A 17,050-nucleotide genomic window follows, 5' to 3' on the forward strand; every position below is an offset into this window, starting at 1 on the left:
CGTTGGCACTTCCGGCCGGCAGTGCGGTGCTGGACCGGGCGGCGTGTGTCTCGGTGGTCAGAACGCCGACGTGGGTCGCCGGAGGACGGCGATGGCCGCGACGACACAGAGGACGGCGGCGACGAGCAGCCACCGTGCGGGGACCGACACGCCGAGCACGCCCGAGACACTGGAAAGCAGCGTGAAGGTCAAGAACATCGGGAGCACGACCGCGATGGCGTACAGCCACGGCCGACCGAGCGCGCGCGCTACCCGCCCGGCTCCCGACTCGTACTCCGCCAGCGCGTCACGCCCGAGGACCCACCCGGCGAACAGGAGATACCCGAGCAGTCCGACGGTCAGGGCCACGTTCGCGACAGTATCGGCCAGCAGCGTAAACAGCGAGGGGGAGAGCGCGGCGAGGCTTCCGGTGACCAGAAACAGGCCGCCGACGCCAGCGGTCGCCCGCGAGCGAGCGATGCCGTGTTCGTCGACGAGGTAGGCGACGGGCACCTCGAACAGCGAGATGGCCGAGGAGAGCGCCGCCAGCGCGACGACGCCGAAGAAGGCGACGCCGACGAGCCTGCTGTAGGGCAACTCCGCGAAGGCCCCGGCGAGGCTGATGAACAGCGCGCCGGGGCCGCCCTCGCCGGGCGGGACGCCGAGCGAGAACAGGACCGGGAAGATGACCAACCCGGCCAGCAGTCCCACGGTGGTGTTGAGGACGGCGATTATCGTCCCGTCGGCGGCGAGCGAGCGGTCTTCGCCGAGGTAGGAAGCGTAGGTCAACATCACACCCGCACCGACGGAGAGGGTGAAGAGGGCTTGCCCGGCGGCGGCCGCGGCCACGTCGACGAAGTTCGCTTGGAGGTAGCCCCAGTCCAGCGAGAGGTAGAAGCTGTAGCCACCGGCCACGTCGGGGAGCGTACTCGCCCACGCGGCCAGCCCGACGAGCAAGAGGACGATGCCGGGAACCATAATCTTCGTCGCCACCTCGATGCCGCGGTCGACGCCGGCGTAGACGATGCCCGCCGTCACGAGCAGAAAGACGACGTGGGCGACGACCGACCCGAGGCCGTAGTCGATGGCCGCGAAGAACTGCTGCGGGGCCGCGAAGTACGCGCCCGTGACGCTCCCGAGCAGGTAGCGGAGAATCCAGCCGCCGACGACCGAGTAGAACGAGAGGATGACGACCGAGGCGAGCAACGCGACGCCGCCCATCGCCCGCCAGTTGCGGCCGCCGAGGGCCGAGAACGCGCCGACGGGGTCGCTCCGACCGCGGCGACCGATGACGAACTCGCCCAACAGACCGGGCACGCCGACCAGCACGACGAAGACGAGATACAGCAGTAGAAAGGCGGCACCGCCGTTGTCCGCGGTGAACCACGGGAACCGCCAGACGTTCCCGATGCCGACGGCACTCCCCACGGCGGCGAGGATGAACCCGATTCGCGTGCGCCAAGATGCTCTCGTCATCAGCGAAGATTCCAGCGGCGATGGAAAAAGCGTGTCGAGACGGTTAGAACGGCGCGAAGAACGTCGGCTCCGGTGCTAAGAACAGTTCGTAGACGCCCAGCCCCAGCGTCGCCAAGACCAACAGTGGCACGACCAAGCGGAGTCCCCACAGCCACACCGGCCCGAGCGACTCCAAGCCCCCGGCCCCCTTGCGGAGTTCCGCGACTGCGTCGTCCGCGAGGACCCATCCGACGAACAGCACGAGCAACAGCACCGACAGCGGCAACAGCAGGCTGTAGGCGATGTTGTCGAACCACGTCAACAGTGACACGTCCCACGCCGAGGGCAGTCCCAAGACGAACAGGCCGACGCCGATACCGACCGCCAGCTGGGGCCGCGGGATGCCGAAGTTGTCGTTGGCCCACGCCACCGTCACTTCCATCAGGCTAATCGCGGAGGAGAGTGCCGCCAGTGCCACGACGCCGAAGAAGACGACGCCGATGACTTCGCCCAGCGGCAACCCGGCGAACCCGGAGGCGACGGCGATGAACAGTGCCGACGCGCCGCCGTCCAGCGCGGGGTCGATACCGTTGGCGAACAGAATCGGGAAGACGACCAGGCCTGCGAGGATGCCGATGAGCGTATTGACGACGACGACGGTGCCGCCGTCGACCAGTAGGTTGTCGTCCTCACCGATGTACGACGAGTACGTTATCATGATGGCCATCCCCAGCGAGAGAGTGAAGAACGCCTGCCCGACGGCGAAGGGGATGGCGGTGCCAGCGTTGTCGACCATCGCGTCGAGGCTGGGCGTGAGGAAGTAGGCGTACCCCTCACCGGCACCGGAGAGCGTCAGTGCCCACGCCGCGAGGAGGAGCATCAGGACGACGATGCTCGGTACCATCACCTTCGTGGCCTTCTCGATACCGTCCTCGATGCCCAGCGCCACGATGCCGACGACGATGACGAGGAAGACCAGTTGGGCGGCGATGGCCTCCGGTCCGGCCGAGACGGCACCGAAGTACTCCGCCGGCGCGCCGAAGTATGCCCCTTGCGCACTGCCGACGATGTAGCGCAACACCCAGCCACCGACGACGTTGTAGTACGAGAGGATCCAGAACCCGGTCACCACCGCCAACGCCCCGAGGACACGCCACTGGCGGTGCCCGAGTTCGGTGAACGCGTCGACGGCGTTTCGGTGTGTCCGTCGCCCCATGACGAACTCCGCGAGCATCGCCGGGAACCCTATCAACAGGACGGCTATCAGGTAGAAGGCGACGAACGCCGCCCCGCCGTTGCCCGCTGTCTTGAACGGGAACTGCCAGAGGTTCCCCAGTCCCACTGCACTACCGATGGCTGCCACCAAGAATCCAGCACGAGTTGCCCATGTCTCTCGTTCTGTCATGTGTGTCTCACCTCGCGGACCTATTCGACCCTGTATGAAATGTTTGTTGACCAGCGTGGCTCGGACTGGTGTCAGCGCGGAGGTTCGACGGAATGCACACCTATAGCCGAGCGGTCATATCTGGGCCGGGGTCGCCGTGTTCCGTCATTCCTACCCCACGCCTGATGCTGGTCGCGTCCGGACACAACGAGAGGATGTGCCCGTCGCTGCGGTCGACCGTGGATAACGTGTGCCAGTGCAGGACGCGACTCCTCGAAGAGGTACGTCGGCGTCCGCCGCCGGACAGTCAGGGCGTCACGACGAGTTTGCCGAAGTAGCTGTCTTCGAGGACGGCGCGGTGGGCCTCGGCGACGTCCGAGAGGTCGTAAGTGCGGGCCACCTCGGCGGCCACGTCACCGTCGGCCGCGAGCGAGGCGAGACGGGCGAGGACGCCCCCCACGTCCGGCGTGTTGAACATGCTGACGTGGTGGACCGCGAGGGCTTTCCCGCGACAGCGCGGGACGCTCTCGAACGTGGCCGACTGGGCTTCGTTGCCGATGGCGGCGATGCAGGCACCGAACGCGGCCACGTCGGCATCGAACGCGAGGTACTCGTCGAGGCGGTGGTCCAGAATCACGTCGGGTCGGCCCGCATCGGTGACTGCCGCCCCGAGGTCGGAGCGCGCGTAGTCGAACACGTCGTCGGCCCCCAACTCGCGGAGTCGGTCGTGGTAGGTCGGTGCGGCGGTGGTCGTGACCCGGGCACCAGACGCCGCGGCCAGTTGGACCGCGACGTGACCGACGCCGCCGGACCCGCCGTGGACCAGTACGCGCTCGCCGGGTTCGAGGCCGCCGCGCGCGACGAGTGACTGCCACGCGGTGACGCCGACCAGTGCCGTCGCGGCCCCCGTCTCGAAGGAGACGCCGTCGGGCAACACCGCGAGGGAGTCCGTCGGGACGGTGACGTACTCCGCGCAGGTGCCCTGTCGGTCGTTGCCGAGTCCGGTGGCGAATACGCGGTCTCCTTCTGTGACGGACTCGACGTCGGAGCCGACGGCCGCAACCGTGCCAGCCACGTCGGAACCGGTCGTCCACGGGAGGTCACCGGGCGGATACGCGCCGTCTCGAAAGTAGGTGTCGACCGGGTTGACGGCCGCGGCTTCGACAGCCACGAGTACGTCCTCGGGACCGGGGGTCGGTCGGTCGATGTCGTCTACCTGCAACACGTCTGTCCCGCCGTGGTCGTGGAAGCGAACGGCACGCATGGGGAACCGGTTGGGTGACCGGGCAAAAACACTTTCTCACGCGCCGGCCGATACCTCTCCGTGCGCTGTATCGCCCACCGCGGTTTCGCCGAGACGTACCCCGAAAACACCGTCGCCGCGGTCCGCGCCGCAACGGAACGGGTGAACGCCGTCGAAGTGGACGTTCGTCGCTGTGGCTCCGGCGAACTTGTCCTCGCCCACGACGAGGCCGTCGACCGCGTGACGGACGCCACCGGCCGGGTCGAGGAGTTCACCAGCGACGAACTCGCTTCGCTCGACGTTCTCGGGTCCGGCGAGGGTATCCCGACGCTCTCGGCGGCCCTCGACGCTGTCGAGTCGGGCGTCGAACTCAACGTCGAACTGAAAGAGGCGGGGCTCGCGGCCGACGCGCTCGCGTCGGCCGACGACGCGGGCGTCGAGGTACTCGTCTCCTCGTTCGGGCCGTCGGTCCTCCGGGAAGCGCGCGACGCTGGCGCGGAGCGGGTCGCGTACGTCTCGGCTGAAGACGACGAAACCGGGATTTTGAACGTCGCACGCACCGAGGACTGCACCGCTGTCCACCCACACTGGCAGCTCTGCGTCGACGATTTCGTCGAGCGCGCCCACGACACCGGCCTCAACGTCAACGCGTGGACGGTCCCGTCGGTTCACGACGCGAGGGCACTCGAATACGTCGGGGTGGACGGCGTCATCGTCGACCGGCCGGAAGTCTGCCCGGAGTGAGCAGTCGCTCACCGGTTGTAGGAAAGGTGGGGGGTGGGGGGATGGTGGGGGTGGCACAGTAAACTGTGCCAGTACAGCCTACTCACGCCTGCAGATTTATAAACCCGTCGGCCGCTGGTCGGGGAGCGATTACCGGACGCCGATGGCTTCGATTTGCTCCTGATAGCGGTTACGGATGGTGACTTCGGTGACCTGGGCGACGTCGGCGACTTCGCGCTGGGTTTTCTTCTCGTTGCAGAGCAGCGAGGCGGCGTAGATGGCGGCGGCGGCGTAGCCGGTGGGTGACTTCCCGGAGAGGAGCCCCTTCTCGGCCGTCTCGTCGATGATTTCGTTTGCCTTCGACTGCACCTCCTCGCTGAGTTCGAGGTCGGAGGCGAACCGCGGGACGTACTGTTTGGGGTCGACCGGCTCCATCTTCAGGCTGAGTTCCTGAGCGACGTATCGGTAGGTCCGTCCGATTTCCTTCTGCTCGACCCGGGACACGTCGGAAACCTCCTCCAGACTGCGCGGAATCCCCTCCTGTCGGCAGGCGGCGTAGAGACAGGAAGTGGCGACGCCCTCGATGGAGCGGCCACGGATGAGGTCCTCGTTCAGCGCGCGGCGGTAGATGACCGACGCGACTTCACGGACGGAGCGCGGGACGCCCAGCGCGGAGGCCATGCGGTCGATTTCGCTGAGCGCGAACTGGAGGTTGCGCTCGCCGGCGTCTTTCGTGCGGATACGCTCCTGCCACTTGCGCAGTCGGTGCATCTGACTTCGCTTCTCCGAGGACAGCGACTGCCCGTAGGCGTCTTTGTCCTTCCAGTCGATTTGGGTAGTCAGCCCCTTGTCGTGCATCGTCTGGGTGGTGGGCGCGCCCACCCGGGACTTGTTCTGCCGTTCGTTGTGATTGAACGCGCGCCACTCCGGCCCGCGGTCGATGTTCTCCTCCTCGATTACCAACCCGCAGTCGTCACAGACGATTTCGCCGCCGTCCGCGCTCGATACCAGATTGTCCGACTGGCACTCTGGACAGTTCCGCACCTCCTCCGTTTCGTCCTCAGTTTCGTTTTCATCCGCTGTCTCGCGCTCGTGTTGCCGTTGGCGACTCGGACGAACCATCGTTCTTATATAGAAAAATCTTTCTTACATTTAAACCCTTCGTGGACCCACCCAGACTAATACATACATCCACATATGAGGTAGATGATTAAATTTTGTGTGCTGAAATCGGATTTGTGCACCACATATTCCATTCGACGGGGCGACCGGCGGCAGCGTGTCGAAGGTAGCTGGCGACCACCCGGTACGTTCGAGGGGAGGACTGTCGGAACTATTATGCGGGATGTGGCCGATAGATTCGGGTGACTCGCGCTTCGGGGGACGTGGGATGACAGAACGGACACTATCACGACGGCGGTTGCTCGTCGTTGGCAGTTCGGTGCTGCTAGCTGGCTGTGGGGGCCAGAGTTCGGGCGACAACCGTTTCGCACAGCAGACGCCGGACTCGGGAGCAGCGACGCCAGCAGACCAGCAGGACGCGCCGAGTACGGAGACAGAGACAGAAGCACCGACCGACACACCGACCGAAACGGAGACCGAGACTGAGACCGAAACGGAGACCGAGACAACCGAGGAGGAACCGACGGGCGAAGACGCGCTCGTGGCCGCGGAGGATGAACTCATCGCCGCCGTCTCGGAGTACCACGACCCAGTTTTCGGGGACAGTATCGTCGATATCGACTCGGCAACCGAGACGTTCGCACCGGCACTCGTCAGAGACCACTTGGAGCGGGCAGAAGACCATCTCGTCCGCGCGGCGGACTCGATAGCGGTCGAGTACAGTTCGGTTGTCGAACTCCGGGCTTACGCGGACTTCGTAAACCGACTCGTGGCCGCACAGCGTGCGGTCTCCGGCGTGTACGAGGACGTGGACTCTGCCATGGTCGCTCTCTCACAGGAGGACTTCTCGGGTGCGGACGCGCCGATAACGTTCCTCGACGGCACCGTCGAGGACGCCCGTGCCGTCGTCGAGACGCTCGAATCCGAGACGGACCCCGACGACGTGACCGCTATCGACCCGGTCACGACCGACGAGTACGAGGCGAAAATCGAACAGTTCCACGCCGAACTCGACGGCTTCGCGGAACTCGAACCGGAACTCCAGTCGGTGAGCGACGGACTCCGGGAGTTCCAGCAGGGGGTCGACAAGTACATCACCGGTCTGTGGGAGACGGCATCTCAACGGTTCTACAGGTCGAACCGCGAGTTCCAGAACGTCTCGGGCGAACTGCGTGACCGTGACACGACTGGCGGGGTCAGTGACATGATATCCGACCTCAGGAACATCGCCGGCACGATGACCGACGGAACCGACGAGTTGATAGGCAGCTGTGAAGCGGGAATGAACCGGAACGGCGGGCGTCGGGAACAACGTCTCAATACCGCAAAGTCGACGCTGTCGAGTCCGCCGTTCGTCGACGGCCTCCCGAGCGTCCGGGACCTCCGTGGCCGAACCGGGTCGTCCGACGACGACGATGACGACGACGATGACGACAACAACGACCGGCCGTTGACATAGCTCGACAACTGAGTGGGTGTTGCCCACGGGAAGGGGGAGTTTTAAGCCGGTACCGGACGCCAGTTTCTCCGGATGAAACTACACGAGTATCAGGCCAAAGAGGCCTTCGCGGACGCAGGGATTCCGACGCCCGCGTCCCGTCTCGCTGGCACCGTCGACGAGGCGGTGGCCGCGGCCGAAGACATCGGGTACCCGGTCGCTATCAAGGCACAGGTACAGGTCGGTGGCCGCGGGAAGGCTGGCGGTATCGAACTCGCCGACGACGAAGGCGAGGCCCGCGATGCCGCCGAGTCCATCCTCGGGATGGACCTGAAGGGGTATCACGTCGACCGCGTGCTGGTCGAGGAGGCAGTCGACTTCGTGAACGAACTGTACGTCGGCGTCACGATGGACCGCGGCGAGGGTCGCCCCGTAGCGATGGTTTCCACCCGCGGCGGCGTGAACATCGAGGAAGTCGCCGCCGAGGACCCCGACGCAATCGCCCGGGAACACATCGACCCTGCCTTCGGAATGCACCCGTATCAGGCCCGGAAGGCCGTCTACGACGCGGGCGTCGACCGCGAGGTCGCGGGCGACGTGGCCTCCGTGCTGACCACGCTCTACGACCTCTGGGCGGCGAAGGACGGCTCCGACGCCGAGATAAACCCGCTGATGGTCACGGCCGACGGCGACGTCATCGCGGCCGACGCGGTCATGAACATCGACGACGACGCCCTGTTCCGGCACCCGGACCTCGCGGAGATGCAGGACGAGGCGGCCGAGGACGACCTCGAAGCCAAGGCCAACGAGTACGGCTTCGACTACGTTCGCCTCGACGGCAACGTCGGCATCATCGGCAACGGTGCCGGACTCGTGATGACGACGCTCGACCTCGTGGACCACTACGGCGGCAGTCCCGCCAACTTCCTCGACATCGGCGGCGGCGCGAAGGCCGAGCGCGTGACGAACGCGCTCGATATGGTGTTCTCGGACGAGAACGTCGACGCCGTCGTGTTCAACATCTTCGGCGGTATCACCCGCGGCGACGAGGTGGCTCGCGGTATCAACGAGGCACTCGAAGCGTTCGACGAGATTCCCAAGCGCGTAGTCGTCCGCCTCGCGGGCACCAACGCCGAGGAAGGGATGGAGATTCTGAACACCGACCTCGTGACCGTCGAGGCGACGCTGGAGGCCGCCGTCCAGCGAGCGGTGGAGTACGCGGAGGAGGATTCACAATGAGCGTTCTAGTAGACGAGAACACCCGCGTCGTCGTGCAGGGCATCACCGGCGGCGAGGGGAAGTTCCACACCGAACAGATGATGGAGTACGGCACGAACGTCGTGGCCGGTGCGGTTCCCGGCCGCGGCGGGCAGGAAGTCGCGGGCGTCCCCGTCTACGACACGGTGGACCGCGCGGCCCGCGCCGAGGACGCGAACGCCGCCGTCGTGTTCGTCCCGCCGGCGTTCGCCGGTGACGCGCTGTTCGAGGCACTCGACGCGCCCCTCGATTTGGTCGTCGCCATCACCGAAGGCATCCCGACCCAGGACATGAGCAAGGTGTACCGCAAACTGCGGGAGACGGACACCCACCTCGTCGGGCCGAACTGTCCCGGCGTCATCACGCCCGGCGTCGCCAAACTCGGCATCCTGCCGGGGAACATCTTCAGCGACGGCAACGTCGGCCTCGTCTCGCGGTCCGGGACACTTACCTACCAAGTCGTCGACAACCTCACCGAGCGCGGACTGGGCCAGACCACTGCCATCGGCATCGGTGGCGACCCCATCATCGGGACGGACTTCGTCGACGCACTGGAGATGTTCGAGGACGACGAGGAGACGCACGCCGTCGTGATGTGTGGCGAAATCGGCGGCGAGGACGAGGAAGAAGCCGCCCGGTTCATCGGCGGCAACATGGACACCCCCGTCGTCGGCTTCATCGCCGGGCGGACGGCCCCGCCGGGCAAACGGATGGGCCACGCCGGTGCTATCGTCTCCGGGTCCGGCACCGGGACTGCCGAGTCGAAAATCTCCGCGCTGGAGAACGCGGGCGTCCCCGTCGGCGACACGCCCGAGGAAGTCGCGGGCCACGTCGAGGACCTGTTGTAACGGTCCGTCGTCACCCCCGTTTCCTACCACGTATCGGGACGGGCGATTCCGGCTGAAACCCCGAAATCGAGGGGCGTGAACGTTCCGGTGCAGATATAAGGGACGAATCGGAATGTCACTAGCATGGCTCACACCTGCAGGAACTGCAAACGGACGTTCGCCACCGAACTCGAACTGGAGCTCCACCGGGACACGTGTTCGGACGGACAACTCTTCTGTGACAAGTGTGGCGAGCGGTTCGCGGAGCGGTCCGGGACGACCGACGGCTGGTACTATCGATGCCCGACAGACGGCTGTGATGGACAGGGAATCGGCGAGGACATTTATCAGGTAGAGAAGGCACGCGTAGCCAAGCAGTAATCGACACCCGCCCGCGCCGACTACTCGCCCCCCGTGAGCGTGTCGTCGGCGAGCAGGGCTAGTTCCTGCAGTGCGTTCGCACACACCACCGCGTAGCCACCGGCGAGCGGCGGTATCTCGAAGACGGGGCGACACGCCTGCTCGCCGTCCCCCACGGCGTCGACGCGATGCCCGGTCGCTGGAATCCGAGCGACGCGCCACGTCCAGCGGTAGTCCCGACACCCCGTCACCTCGAACGGGAGCCACACGTCGCCGACAGTCCTGACTCGCCCCGTCGTGCCCGCGTCGATGTACCGGCTGTCACACTCGACGCCACGGACCGACGGCCCCCAGTCGGGCCATCGGTTCGTGTCGGTAAGCAGGTCCCAACACGTCGCTCGGGGCGCGTCGACGCGCCGCGACACGCAGACGCGGCGGCCGTCGGGCGTCCGTTCGACTGCGACTGTCGCGTCGGCGAGTGCCGTCCGAAGTCCCATAGGGAGCGTGGGGAAAGCAGAGCGAAAAGCGTTGTCCAGTCCGAGAGTCGGGCCAAGGTATACGGTTACGGGTTTCCTACCGGCAGGCGAATGATAGAGGTCCGGGACCTGCGGAAAGAGTATGGGGGTTTTACAGCCGTCGAAGGAAGTACCTTCTCGGTCGATACCGGCGAGGTGTTCGGCATCATCGGCCCGAACGGGGCGGGCAAGACGACGACGCTGAAGATGCTCGCCGGACTACTCGACCCGACGGGCGGCGAGGTGTCCGTCGCCGGGTACGAGGCGGGGGACCCGGAGATGCGGCGGCGACTGGGGTTTCTCCCCGAAGAGTCGCCGCTGTACGAGGAGATGACACCGCTCACCTATCTCCACTTCTTCGGCGACCTCTACGACGTTCCCGACGGTGTGGCCGACCGGCGCATCCACGACACGCTCGACGACCTCGACTTGGAACACCGCGACCGCGCGCTGGGCGACATGTCGAAGGGAATGAAACGGAAGGTTGCCATCGCACGGTCGCTCATCAACGACCCGGACGTGCTGGTGTACGACGAACCGGCGAGTGGCCTCGACCCGCTGACGACGAACTACGTCATCGACTTCACGAGCGGCCTCGCCGAGGAGGGCAAGACCATCGTGTTCAGTGCCCACAACCTCTACCACGTCGAGAGCATCTGTGACCGGGTCGCAATCATGAACGAGGGGCGCGTCGTGGCACAGGGGCCGCTCGAACAGTTGCGGGCCGACCACGGCGAGACGGAGTACCACGTCTACACCACCGTCGAAGTGCCCGGCAGCGTACAGGAGAACGGCCGGTACCACCGCGTGGTCGAGACGATGGATGCCGTCGAGGAGACGCGAACGGCGGCCCAGAACGCCGGCGGGTCGGTCGTCGACATCAGGACGGAGGAGTCCAGTCTCGAAGAGGTGTTCCTGGACCTCGCCGAACCGGAGGCAGAGGTGTGAACCCCCGGAAAGTCCTGCGCATCGCTCGCTGGGAGGTCACGAAGAACGCGGGCGGTGTCGACAAACGGACGGTCGCCGTTGCCCTGCTGACAGTCCTCGCTGCGGCCGTCGTCGTCCCCTTCGCCGCCGCGCAAGGGGCCGCACTGGACGAGGGCATCTACCGTGTCGGCGTCGACGAGACGAGTCCGTACCACGAGGTGGTCGCGTCGGATGCGACGTTCACGGTCCGTGAACCGAGCAGAGACGCGCTCCGGGCGGGCCGCATCGACCTGCTCGTCGAGGGCGAGTCGGTGTACCCGGCCGACACCGAGAAGGGGCGGGCGGCCAGCGCGGAGTTGCGGTCGACGGTCGAGTCGTTCAACGACGCACGGATGGCCGAGGAACCGAACCAGTCCGCCGCGTACCCAATCGTCGTAACGCTCGGCTACGCCGAACGGCAGAACGTGCAAAGCGTCGTCGCGGCGGACGGTGCCGAAAGCGACGACAGCAGTGACGCGGCAGACGGACCCAGCGACGAAGGGGGCGCGACCGCGACGGACGGCGGTGAGAGCAGTGACGACGGAGGCGAAGCGACAGCGACGACGGCCGCGGACGGCGGCACGTCCGAGGAGTCGGACGGAGCGGGTGCCCTCGGCGGCATCGTCGGGCAGTTAGGCGGCGGTGGCGGGTCGGGGTCGCCGAGCGACATCGCGCCCCCGTTCCCGTTCCAGTCCCTCGTCCTCGCGTTCCTGTTCGTCCTCCCGATGAACTTCGTCGTGCAGGCCTACGGGAGTACGATACTCTCGGAGCGACTGAACCGCCGCGGCGAACTGCTGTTGGTCGCGCCGGTCACCCGCACAGACATCATCGCCGGGAAGACGCTCCCGTACTTCGGTGCGACCATCGGGGTGACAGCCGTCATCGCCACCGCGCTGTCGCTCCCCAGTTTCGACCCACTCTCGGTCGGGGTGGCCGTCATAGCGATAGCACCCATCGCCGCGCTGTTCCTCTCGGCGACGTTCGTCGGCGCGATGTTCGCGCGGTCGTTCAAGGAACTCACCTTCGTCACGGTGACCGTCACGGTGTCGCTGACGACGTACGCGTTCGTCCCGGCCATCTTCACCGAGGTGAACCCCGTCGCGCTCATCTCGCCGCTGACGCTCGTCGTGCGGAACCTGCAGGGTCAGTCGGTCGCACTGGGCGAGTTTGCGTTCTCGACGCTCCCGCCGACGCTGACCGCGGGGGTGTTGTTCGCCCTCGGCGCGGGGCTCTACCGCGAGGAGGACATGTTCACCCAGCGGTCCATTCCGCTGAAGATTCTCGACGCGTTCGCGGCCCGCGTCCACGGGAAGTGGACAGTCGCGCTGACGAGCGCGATACTGCTCCCGTTCGTGTTCGTCGCGGAGTTGGTCGGCGTGGCCCTGCTCTTTGCCATCCCGCAGGCGTTCTCGATTCCCGCCATCCTCGTCGTCGTCGCCGTCATCGAGGAGGTGGCAAAGAGCATCCACGTCTACGCGGGTTACGCACACCGGCGGTTCGCGCCGGGACTCGTGCCCGCGCTGGTCGTCGGGACGTTCAGCGGCCTCGGTTTCTTCGTCGGCGAGAAAATGACCCTCATCGCGCAAGTCGTCGGGTTGGAGGAGATAGCTGTCGGACAGGCCGCGCTCGCCTCCGGGACCGAAGTACCGTCTGTTCCGGTCTTCCTCGGTCTCCTGCTCGCGCCACTGGTCCTCCACACGGTGACGGCGAGCATCTCGGCCGTCGGTGCCAGTCGGAGTCGTCGCGCCTACTTCCTGGCGGTGGTGGCCGCCGTCGTCGTCCACCTCGCGTACAATCTCACGGTGGTGAACGTCAGTGGCTTGGTCTGACGTGTTCGGCGGGGCGCGGGCGGCCATCGCACGGCGTGAACTCACCTCGCTGTCCCGCGAGAAGACAATCGTCCTCGCGTTGCTCATTCAGTTGTTCGTGGCCGCGTTCTCGTCGTTCCTCGTCGTCGGCCTCACCTCGCTGTACGACCCCGGGTCGGTCTCGGGCGGCGGGGTCGACGTGGGTATCACCGGCGACGACGTGCGCGACCTCGAAGCCGCCGCGGCGTCGGTCGACGGCGTGACGGCCCTCACGTTTCCCGACAACGCGGCTGCCACCGAGGCGTTCCAGCGCGGGCAGGTCGACGCGATACTGGCGACCGACCGGGGTGCCGACAGTCGCATCAGCGTGACGGCGACGGCACCAGACAACAGCCTGCGGACCACGCTCATCGTGGTCCAAGTGCGTGACGTGCTTGAGGCCTACGAGCGCGCGGAGCGACAGGACCGAGCCGGCGACATCGACGCACAACTCGTCTCGCTCCCGCCGGAAGCCCCCGCGAGTCCGTACTTCGGGTTCACCTACACCGTCCTGCTTCCGCTGTTGCTGTTCCTGCCGCCCTTCATCAGCGGGTCCGTCGCCGTCGACGCCGTCACCGAGGAAATCGAACGCGGGACGCTCGAACTCCTGCGTGTCGCGCCCATCACGCTCACCGACATCGTCGACGGGAAAGCGGCGGCGATGGCAGTCCTCGCGCCCGTGCAGGCACTGCTGTGGCTGGTCTTGCTCTGGTTCAACGACATCGCCATCTCGAACGTCGTGCCGCTGGTGCTCGTCGTCGCGGCGGTCGCGACCATCGTCGTCGCCATCGGCGTCTCGATGGGACTGCTCCTCCGTGAGCGGCGGTCGGCACAACTCGTCTACTCGACCGGCGTCCTCACGCTGTTCGGGGCGGCCGTGTTCCTGCCGGAACACCCCGCCACCACCGTCGCGAAACTCGCCGTCGGCAGTCCGACGACGACGACCTACGGGTTGGTCGCGCTGTACGTCGCCGTCGCGGCGGCACTGTACGCGGTGGTTCGGCGGTACGTCCGCGGGGTCGACGCCGAATCGCTCTGAGCGCGACCCACTGGTTTTTCATCCTACCGCTGAGAGGGGGCGGGTATGGAGTATACCACCCTCGGCGACACCGGCGTCGAAGTGAGTCGCCTCTGTCTGGGTTGTATGAGCTTCGGCGACCCGGACTGGCGCGACTGGGTGCTGGACGGGGAGGACGCACGGCCCATCATCGAGCGGGCAATCGACCTCGGCATCAACTTCTTCGACACCGCCAACATGTACTCGAAGGGGGAATCCGAGCGCGTCCTCGGGTCGGCATTGGAAGGACGGCGCGAGGAGAGCGTCGTCGCGACCAAACTCTTCTTCCAGATGGACGACGACAACCGCTTCTCGCGTGGCCTCTCCCGGAAGGCCATCGAGCAGGAACTCGACGCGAGCCTCGACCGTCTCGGGATGGAGACGGTCGACCTCCTGCAACCGCACCGGTGGGACTACAAGACGCCAATCGAGGAGACGCTCCGGGCACTCGACGACGCCGTCCGCCGGGGCCAGACGCGCTACATCGGCGCGAGTTCGATGTGGACGCACCAGTTCGCGGAGGCACTCAACACCAGCGACCGTCTCGGGCTGGAGCGGTTCGCCACGATGCAGAACCACTACAACCTCGCGTATCGCGAGGAAGAACGTGAGATGCTCCCGTACTGTCAGAAGCAGGGCATCGGCGTCATCCCGTGGAGTCCGATGGCCCGCGGCTTCCTGACGCGCCCCCACGAAGCGGTCGACACGACCACCCGTGGCGATACCGAGGAGCGACTCTACGAACACCCGTACATGGAGGGTGGTGGCCTCGAAGTGAACGAGCGGGTCGAGGAACTCGCGTCGGAGTACGACGCCACGATGGCACAAATCGCGCTCGCGTGGGTGCTCGACAAAGACTGGGTCACCGCACCAATCGTGGGGACGACGAGCGTGGAACACCTCGAACAGGCCGTCGAAGCACTCGACATCGACCTCGCGGAGAGCGACGTGGCGTACCTCGAAGAGCCCTACGAGCCAGTTCCAGTCTCGGGTCACGAGTAGTAATGGCCACTTGGTACGACGAGCCCGGTGACACGCCGGTCGACCACGTTCCCGCCGACTACTACCCGGAGGGCTGTGGCGCGTGGTTCGAGGTTCCGGCGGGACACGACGCGGGCAAGCGACTGTTCGTCCGGGACAGCATCCACGGTTCCGGCGACCCCGACGCGACGGTGGTGCTGGTCCACGGCAATCCCGAGAACTCCTACACCTACCGGAACGTCGTCGACAACCTCCTCGCGGACGCCGACGGCACCGTCCGCGTCGTGACGATGGACCACGTCGGCTTCGGTCTCGCCGACACCGCCGACTACCAGATGGTCTGTCACGACCACGCTCGAAATCTCTCGCATCTGGTCGACGCGCTCGACCTCTCGGACGTGACGCTCGTGGTCCACGACTGGGGCGGCCCCATCGGCGTCGGCGGGTTCCTCGACCACCCCGGCCTCGTCTCGAACCTCGTCGTGCTGAACAGTACCGTCTTCCCCATGCCCGATACGGGCTACACCTACCACGGGAACTACCCGACGCGACTCCTCCCGTGGGCGCGTGTGGCCAGCGTCGTGCCGGACGTGTTCTGGCGAGAGGTCGCCGCCTACATCCCCTTCCAGTCCCCGCAACTGCCGGTCAAACTGTACAGCGGCCTCGTCCTCTACATCATCGCCCGTCGCCTCGGCCGGGTACCCGCCACCGGACGGGATGCGGAGCGCGTGTTCTGCGAGCAGTTCCGTGACCGGGGGAACGTCCGCAGTTCCAAACGCCTCGTCTGGCAGACGCCGTACTGGGGCCACGGGAACGTCTACGAGGACCCGGACCTCGGCAAGCGAGACACCGGGCCGTTCTACGAGGCGATGCAGGAGCGTATCGTCGCGGAGTGGGGACCGGACGCCCGTGACATCGGCGTGCGGGCCGTCGTCGGCCGGTGGGACCCCTGCGGCAAACCCGAGGTCCTCGACCAGTGGCGCGAAGCGTTCCCGCAGTTAGAGGGGAACGTGGCCGCCTTCGAGGACGCCGGACACTTCATCGAGGAGGCACGCCCGCAGGCAGTCGCCGACGCCATCACGGACGCGGCCAGTCTCTGAGGCGTCAGCCGTGCGGGTCGTCCGCGGTCCTGGCCTGTTCGTGCGTGTGGTGGTAAAACCGGAGGCGAGACGCGTCACCGTCGTCGACCGGTTCGAAGCAGACCCGGCGGTACCGCTCGTTGTCGAGCAGGTTGACCATCACGCCGGACTCGTGGACGGACACCGAGTCGTAGGCCGCCGTACACACCGGGCACACCCTCGGCGGGTCGTCGGGAACGTCCATACGCCCGCTACGGCCGCGACGAACTCATCCCTTCTGCTCACTCGCGGGCAGTCCGCACGTCGTCCGCGACGGCCCGGACAGTCTCGGCGTCGTCCTCGCTGTAGGCGATGACGCGCACGTCCGAGAGCGAGTCGGACTCGACAGCGGCTATCTCCTCGCAGATGATGCGCGCGCCGTCCCGCAACTCGAACCCAGCCACGCCCGTCCCGAGGACCGGTATCACGAGCGACTCACAGCCGAGTTCGGCTGCCCGTTCGAGCGTGTTCCGTGCCGCGTCACGGATGCTGTCCGCGGTGGCCTGCCCGCCCGCCGGCATCGCCGCAGCGTGGATCACGTACTCGGCGTCGAGGTCGTAGGCGTCCGTGACGGCTACGCCACCGAGGGCGACCGGCCCCTTCGAGACGGCTTCCTCGTCGATGCCGTCGCCCGCTCCCCGGCGGAGCGCGCCAGCGACGCCCGACCCCATCCGCAGGCCGGTGTTGGCCGCGTTCACCAGTGCGTCCGCGGACTGTGCGGCGATGTCGCCCTGAATCACCTCGAAGTCCATACCGAGCCGTTCGGCGGCCGGGGACT

General features: G+C 66.5%; 17 protein-coding genes. 10 read left to right on the forward strand and 7 right to left on the reverse strand.

The annotated features are described in order from the left end of the window. Positions 1-57: 57 nt before the first annotated feature. The 3 genes from MUG95_RS01830 to MUG95_RS01840 all read right to left on the reverse strand — a co-directional run bounded on the left by MUG95_RS01830 (position 58) and on the right by MUG95_RS01840 (position 4,082). Positions 58-1,455: a sodium-dependent transporter gene (locus MUG95_RS01830; RefSeq protein WP_247009365.1), complete on the reverse strand. Its 1,398-nt coding sequence runs from the start codon at positions 1,453-1,455 to the stop codon at positions 58-60. Positions 1,456-1,498: 43 nt separating this feature from the next. Beyond that, positions 1,499-2,839 carry a sodium-dependent transporter gene (locus MUG95_RS01835; protein ID WP_247009366.1) on the reverse strand — a complete coding sequence of 447 codons (1,341 nt, stop codon included), beginning with the start codon at positions 2,837-2,839 and terminating at the stop codon, positions 1,499-1,501. A 286-nt stretch (positions 2,840-3,125) separates the two neighbouring features. Then, positions 3,126-4,082 carry an NADPH:quinone reductase gene (locus MUG95_RS01840; RefSeq protein ID WP_247009367.1) on the reverse strand — a complete coding sequence of 319 codons (957 nt, stop codon included), beginning with the start codon at positions 4,080-4,082 and terminating at the stop codon, positions 3,126-3,128. A 60-nt stretch (positions 4,083-4,142) separates the two neighbouring features. On the opposite strand from MUG95_RS01840, the gene MUG95_RS01845 reads away from it, so the two are divergent. Continuing rightward, positions 4,143-4,805 (forward strand): glycerophosphodiester phosphodiesterase, encoded by a 663-nt coding sequence (locus MUG95_RS01845; RefSeq protein WP_247009368.1) that lies wholly within the window; start codon positions 4,143-4,145, stop codon positions 4,803-4,805. 129 nt (positions 4,806-4,934) lie between these two features. Here MUG95_RS01845 and MUG95_RS01850 read toward each other — a convergent pair whose 3' ends face one another. Next, positions 4,935-5,906, reverse strand: coding sequence for a transcription initiation factor IIB (locus MUG95_RS01850; protein WP_247009369.1), 972 nt, complete (start codon positions 5,904-5,906; stop codon positions 4,935-4,937). 268 nt (positions 5,907-6,174) lie between these two features. On the opposite strand from MUG95_RS01850, the gene MUG95_RS01855 reads away from it, so the two are divergent. The 4 genes from MUG95_RS01855 (at position 6,175) to MUG95_RS01870 (ending at position 9,809) form a co-directional block, all read left to right on the forward strand. Then, a complete protein-coding gene (locus tag MUG95_RS01855; RefSeq protein WP_247009370.1) occupies positions 6,175-7,365 on the forward strand; it encodes a hypothetical protein in 1,191 nt (396 codons plus the stop codon). A gap of 72 nt (positions 7,366-7,437) precedes the next feature. Further along, entirely contained in the window at positions 7,438-8,583 is a 1,146-nt protein-coding gene (gene sucC / locus MUG95_RS01860) for an ADP-forming succinate--CoA ligase subunit beta (protein ID WP_247009371.1), read from the forward strand. Continuing rightward, entirely contained in the window at positions 8,580-9,449 is an 870-nt protein-coding gene (gene sucD / locus MUG95_RS01865) for a succinate--CoA ligase subunit alpha (RefSeq protein ID WP_247009372.1), read from the forward strand. Before sucC ends, sucD begins: the two co-directional genes overlap by 4 nt. A 123-nt stretch (positions 9,450-9,572) precedes the next feature. Continuing rightward, positions 9,573-9,809, forward strand: coding sequence for a transcriptional regulator (locus tag MUG95_RS01870; RefSeq protein ID WP_247009373.1), 237 nt, complete (start codon positions 9,573-9,575; stop codon positions 9,807-9,809). A 20-nt stretch (positions 9,810-9,829) separates the two neighbouring features. Here MUG95_RS01870 and MUG95_RS01875 read toward each other — a convergent pair whose 3' ends face one another. Next, positions 9,830-10,285, reverse strand: coding sequence for an SRPBCC family protein (locus MUG95_RS01875; protein WP_247009374.1), 456 nt, complete (start codon positions 10,283-10,285; stop codon positions 9,830-9,832). Between the two features lie 90 nt (positions 10,286-10,375). Between MUG95_RS01875 and MUG95_RS01880 the strand changes: the two genes are divergently transcribed. Genes MUG95_RS01880 through MUG95_RS01900 form a run of 5 tightly spaced genes read left to right on the forward strand, consistent with a single transcriptional unit; the run spans position 10,376 to position 16,254 of the window. Then, positions 10,376-11,251 (forward strand): ABC transporter ATP-binding protein, encoded by an 876-nt coding sequence (locus MUG95_RS01880; protein WP_247009375.1) that lies wholly within the window; start codon positions 10,376-10,378, stop codon positions 11,249-11,251. Then, complete coding sequence (locus MUG95_RS01885; protein WP_247009376.1) at positions 11,248-13,098, forward strand: PrsW family glutamic-type intramembrane protease; 1,851 nt, start codon at positions 11,248-11,250, stop codon at positions 13,096-13,098. The genes MUG95_RS01880 and MUG95_RS01885 overlap by 4 nt, the downstream gene beginning before the upstream one ends. Then, on the forward strand, positions 13,085-14,155 hold the full coding sequence (locus MUG95_RS01890; RefSeq protein ID WP_247009377.1) for an ABC transporter permease: 1,071 nt from the start codon (positions 13,085-13,087) through the stop codon (positions 14,153-14,155). The genes MUG95_RS01885 and MUG95_RS01890 overlap by 14 nt, the downstream gene beginning before the upstream one ends. A 45-nt stretch (positions 14,156-14,200) precedes the next feature. After that, positions 14,201-15,175, forward strand: a complete 975-nt coding sequence (locus tag MUG95_RS01895; protein WP_247009378.1) for an aldo/keto reductase — start codon at positions 14,201-14,203, stop codon at positions 15,173-15,175. A 2-nt stretch (positions 15,176-15,177) separates the two neighbouring features. Continuing rightward, positions 15,178-16,254, forward strand: a complete 1,077-nt coding sequence (locus MUG95_RS01900; RefSeq protein WP_247009379.1) for an alpha/beta fold hydrolase — start codon at positions 15,178-15,180, stop codon at positions 16,252-16,254. 4 nt (positions 16,255-16,258) lie between these two features. On the opposite strand, the gene MUG95_RS01905 is transcribed toward MUG95_RS01900, so the two are convergent. Then, positions 16,259-16,477, reverse strand: a complete 219-nt coding sequence (locus MUG95_RS01905) for a DUF8145 family protein (protein WP_247009380.1) — start codon at positions 16,475-16,477, stop codon at positions 16,259-16,261. Between the two features lie 37 nt (positions 16,478-16,514). Beyond that, positions 16,515-17,024 carry a macro domain-containing protein gene (locus MUG95_RS01910; protein ID WP_247009381.1) on the reverse strand — a complete coding sequence of 170 codons (510 nt, stop codon included), beginning with the start codon at positions 17,022-17,024 and terminating at the stop codon, positions 16,515-16,517. Positions 17,025-17,050: the final 26 nt, after the last annotated feature.

It is taken from the genome of Halorientalis litorea, assembly GCF_023028225.1.
Classification (GTDB): domain Archaea; phylum Halobacteriota; class Halobacteria; order Halobacteriales; family Haloarculaceae; genus Halorientalis; species Halorientalis litorea.

What these genes read in the sequence shown, in the direction of transcription:
- MUG95_RS01840 (WP_247009367.1), bottom strand. Translation starts at nt 4,082, where the DNA reads ATGCGTGCCGTTCGCTTCCACGACCACGGCGGGACAGACGTGTTGCAG.
- MUG95_RS01850 (WP_247009369.1), bottom strand. Translation starts at nt 5,906, where the DNA reads ATGGTTCGTCCGAGTCGCCAACGGCAACACGAGCGCGAGACAGCGGAT.
- MUG95_RS01855 (WP_247009370.1), top strand. Translation starts at nt 6,175, where the DNA reads ATGACAGAACGGACACTATCACGACGGCGGTTGCTCGTCGTTGGCAGT.
- MUG95_RS01835 (WP_247009366.1), bottom strand. Translation starts at nt 2,839, where the DNA reads ATGACAGAACGAGAGACATGGGCAACTCGTGCTGGATTCTTGGTGGCA.
- MUG95_RS01900 (WP_247009379.1), top strand. Translation starts at nt 15,178, where the DNA reads ATGGCCACTTGGTACGACGAGCCCGGTGACACGCCGGTCGACCACGTT.
- MUG95_RS01880 (WP_247009375.1), top strand. Translation starts at nt 10,376, where the DNA reads ATGATAGAGGTCCGGGACCTGCGGAAAGAGTATGGGGGTTTTACAGCC.
- MUG95_RS01895 (WP_247009378.1), top strand. Translation starts at nt 14,201, where the DNA reads ATGGAGTATACCACCCTCGGCGACACCGGCGTCGAAGTGAGTCGCCTC.
- sucC (WP_247009371.1), top strand. Translation starts at nt 7,438, where the DNA reads ATGAAACTACACGAGTATCAGGCCAAAGAGGCCTTCGCGGACGCAGGG.
- sucD (WP_247009372.1), top strand. Translation starts at nt 8,580, where the DNA reads ATGAGCGTTCTAGTAGACGAGAACACCCGCGTCGTCGTGCAGGGCATC.
- MUG95_RS01870 (WP_247009373.1), top strand. Translation starts at nt 9,573, where the DNA reads ATGGCTCACACCTGCAGGAACTGCAAACGGACGTTCGCCACCGAACTC.
- MUG95_RS01910 (WP_247009381.1), bottom strand. Translation starts at nt 17,024, where the DNA reads ATGGACTTCGAGGTGATTCAGGGCGACATCGCCGCACAGTCCGCGGAC.
- MUG95_RS01875 (WP_247009374.1), bottom strand. Translation starts at nt 10,285, where the DNA reads ATGGGACTTCGGACGGCACTCGCCGACGCGACAGTCGCAGTCGAACGG.
- MUG95_RS01905 (WP_247009380.1), bottom strand. Translation starts at nt 16,477, where the DNA reads ATGGACGTTCCCGACGACCCGCCGAGGGTGTGCCCGGTGTGTACGGCG.
- MUG95_RS01830 (WP_247009365.1), bottom strand. Translation starts at nt 1,455, where the DNA reads ATGACGAGAGCATCTTGGCGCACGCGAATCGGGTTCATCCTCGCCGCC.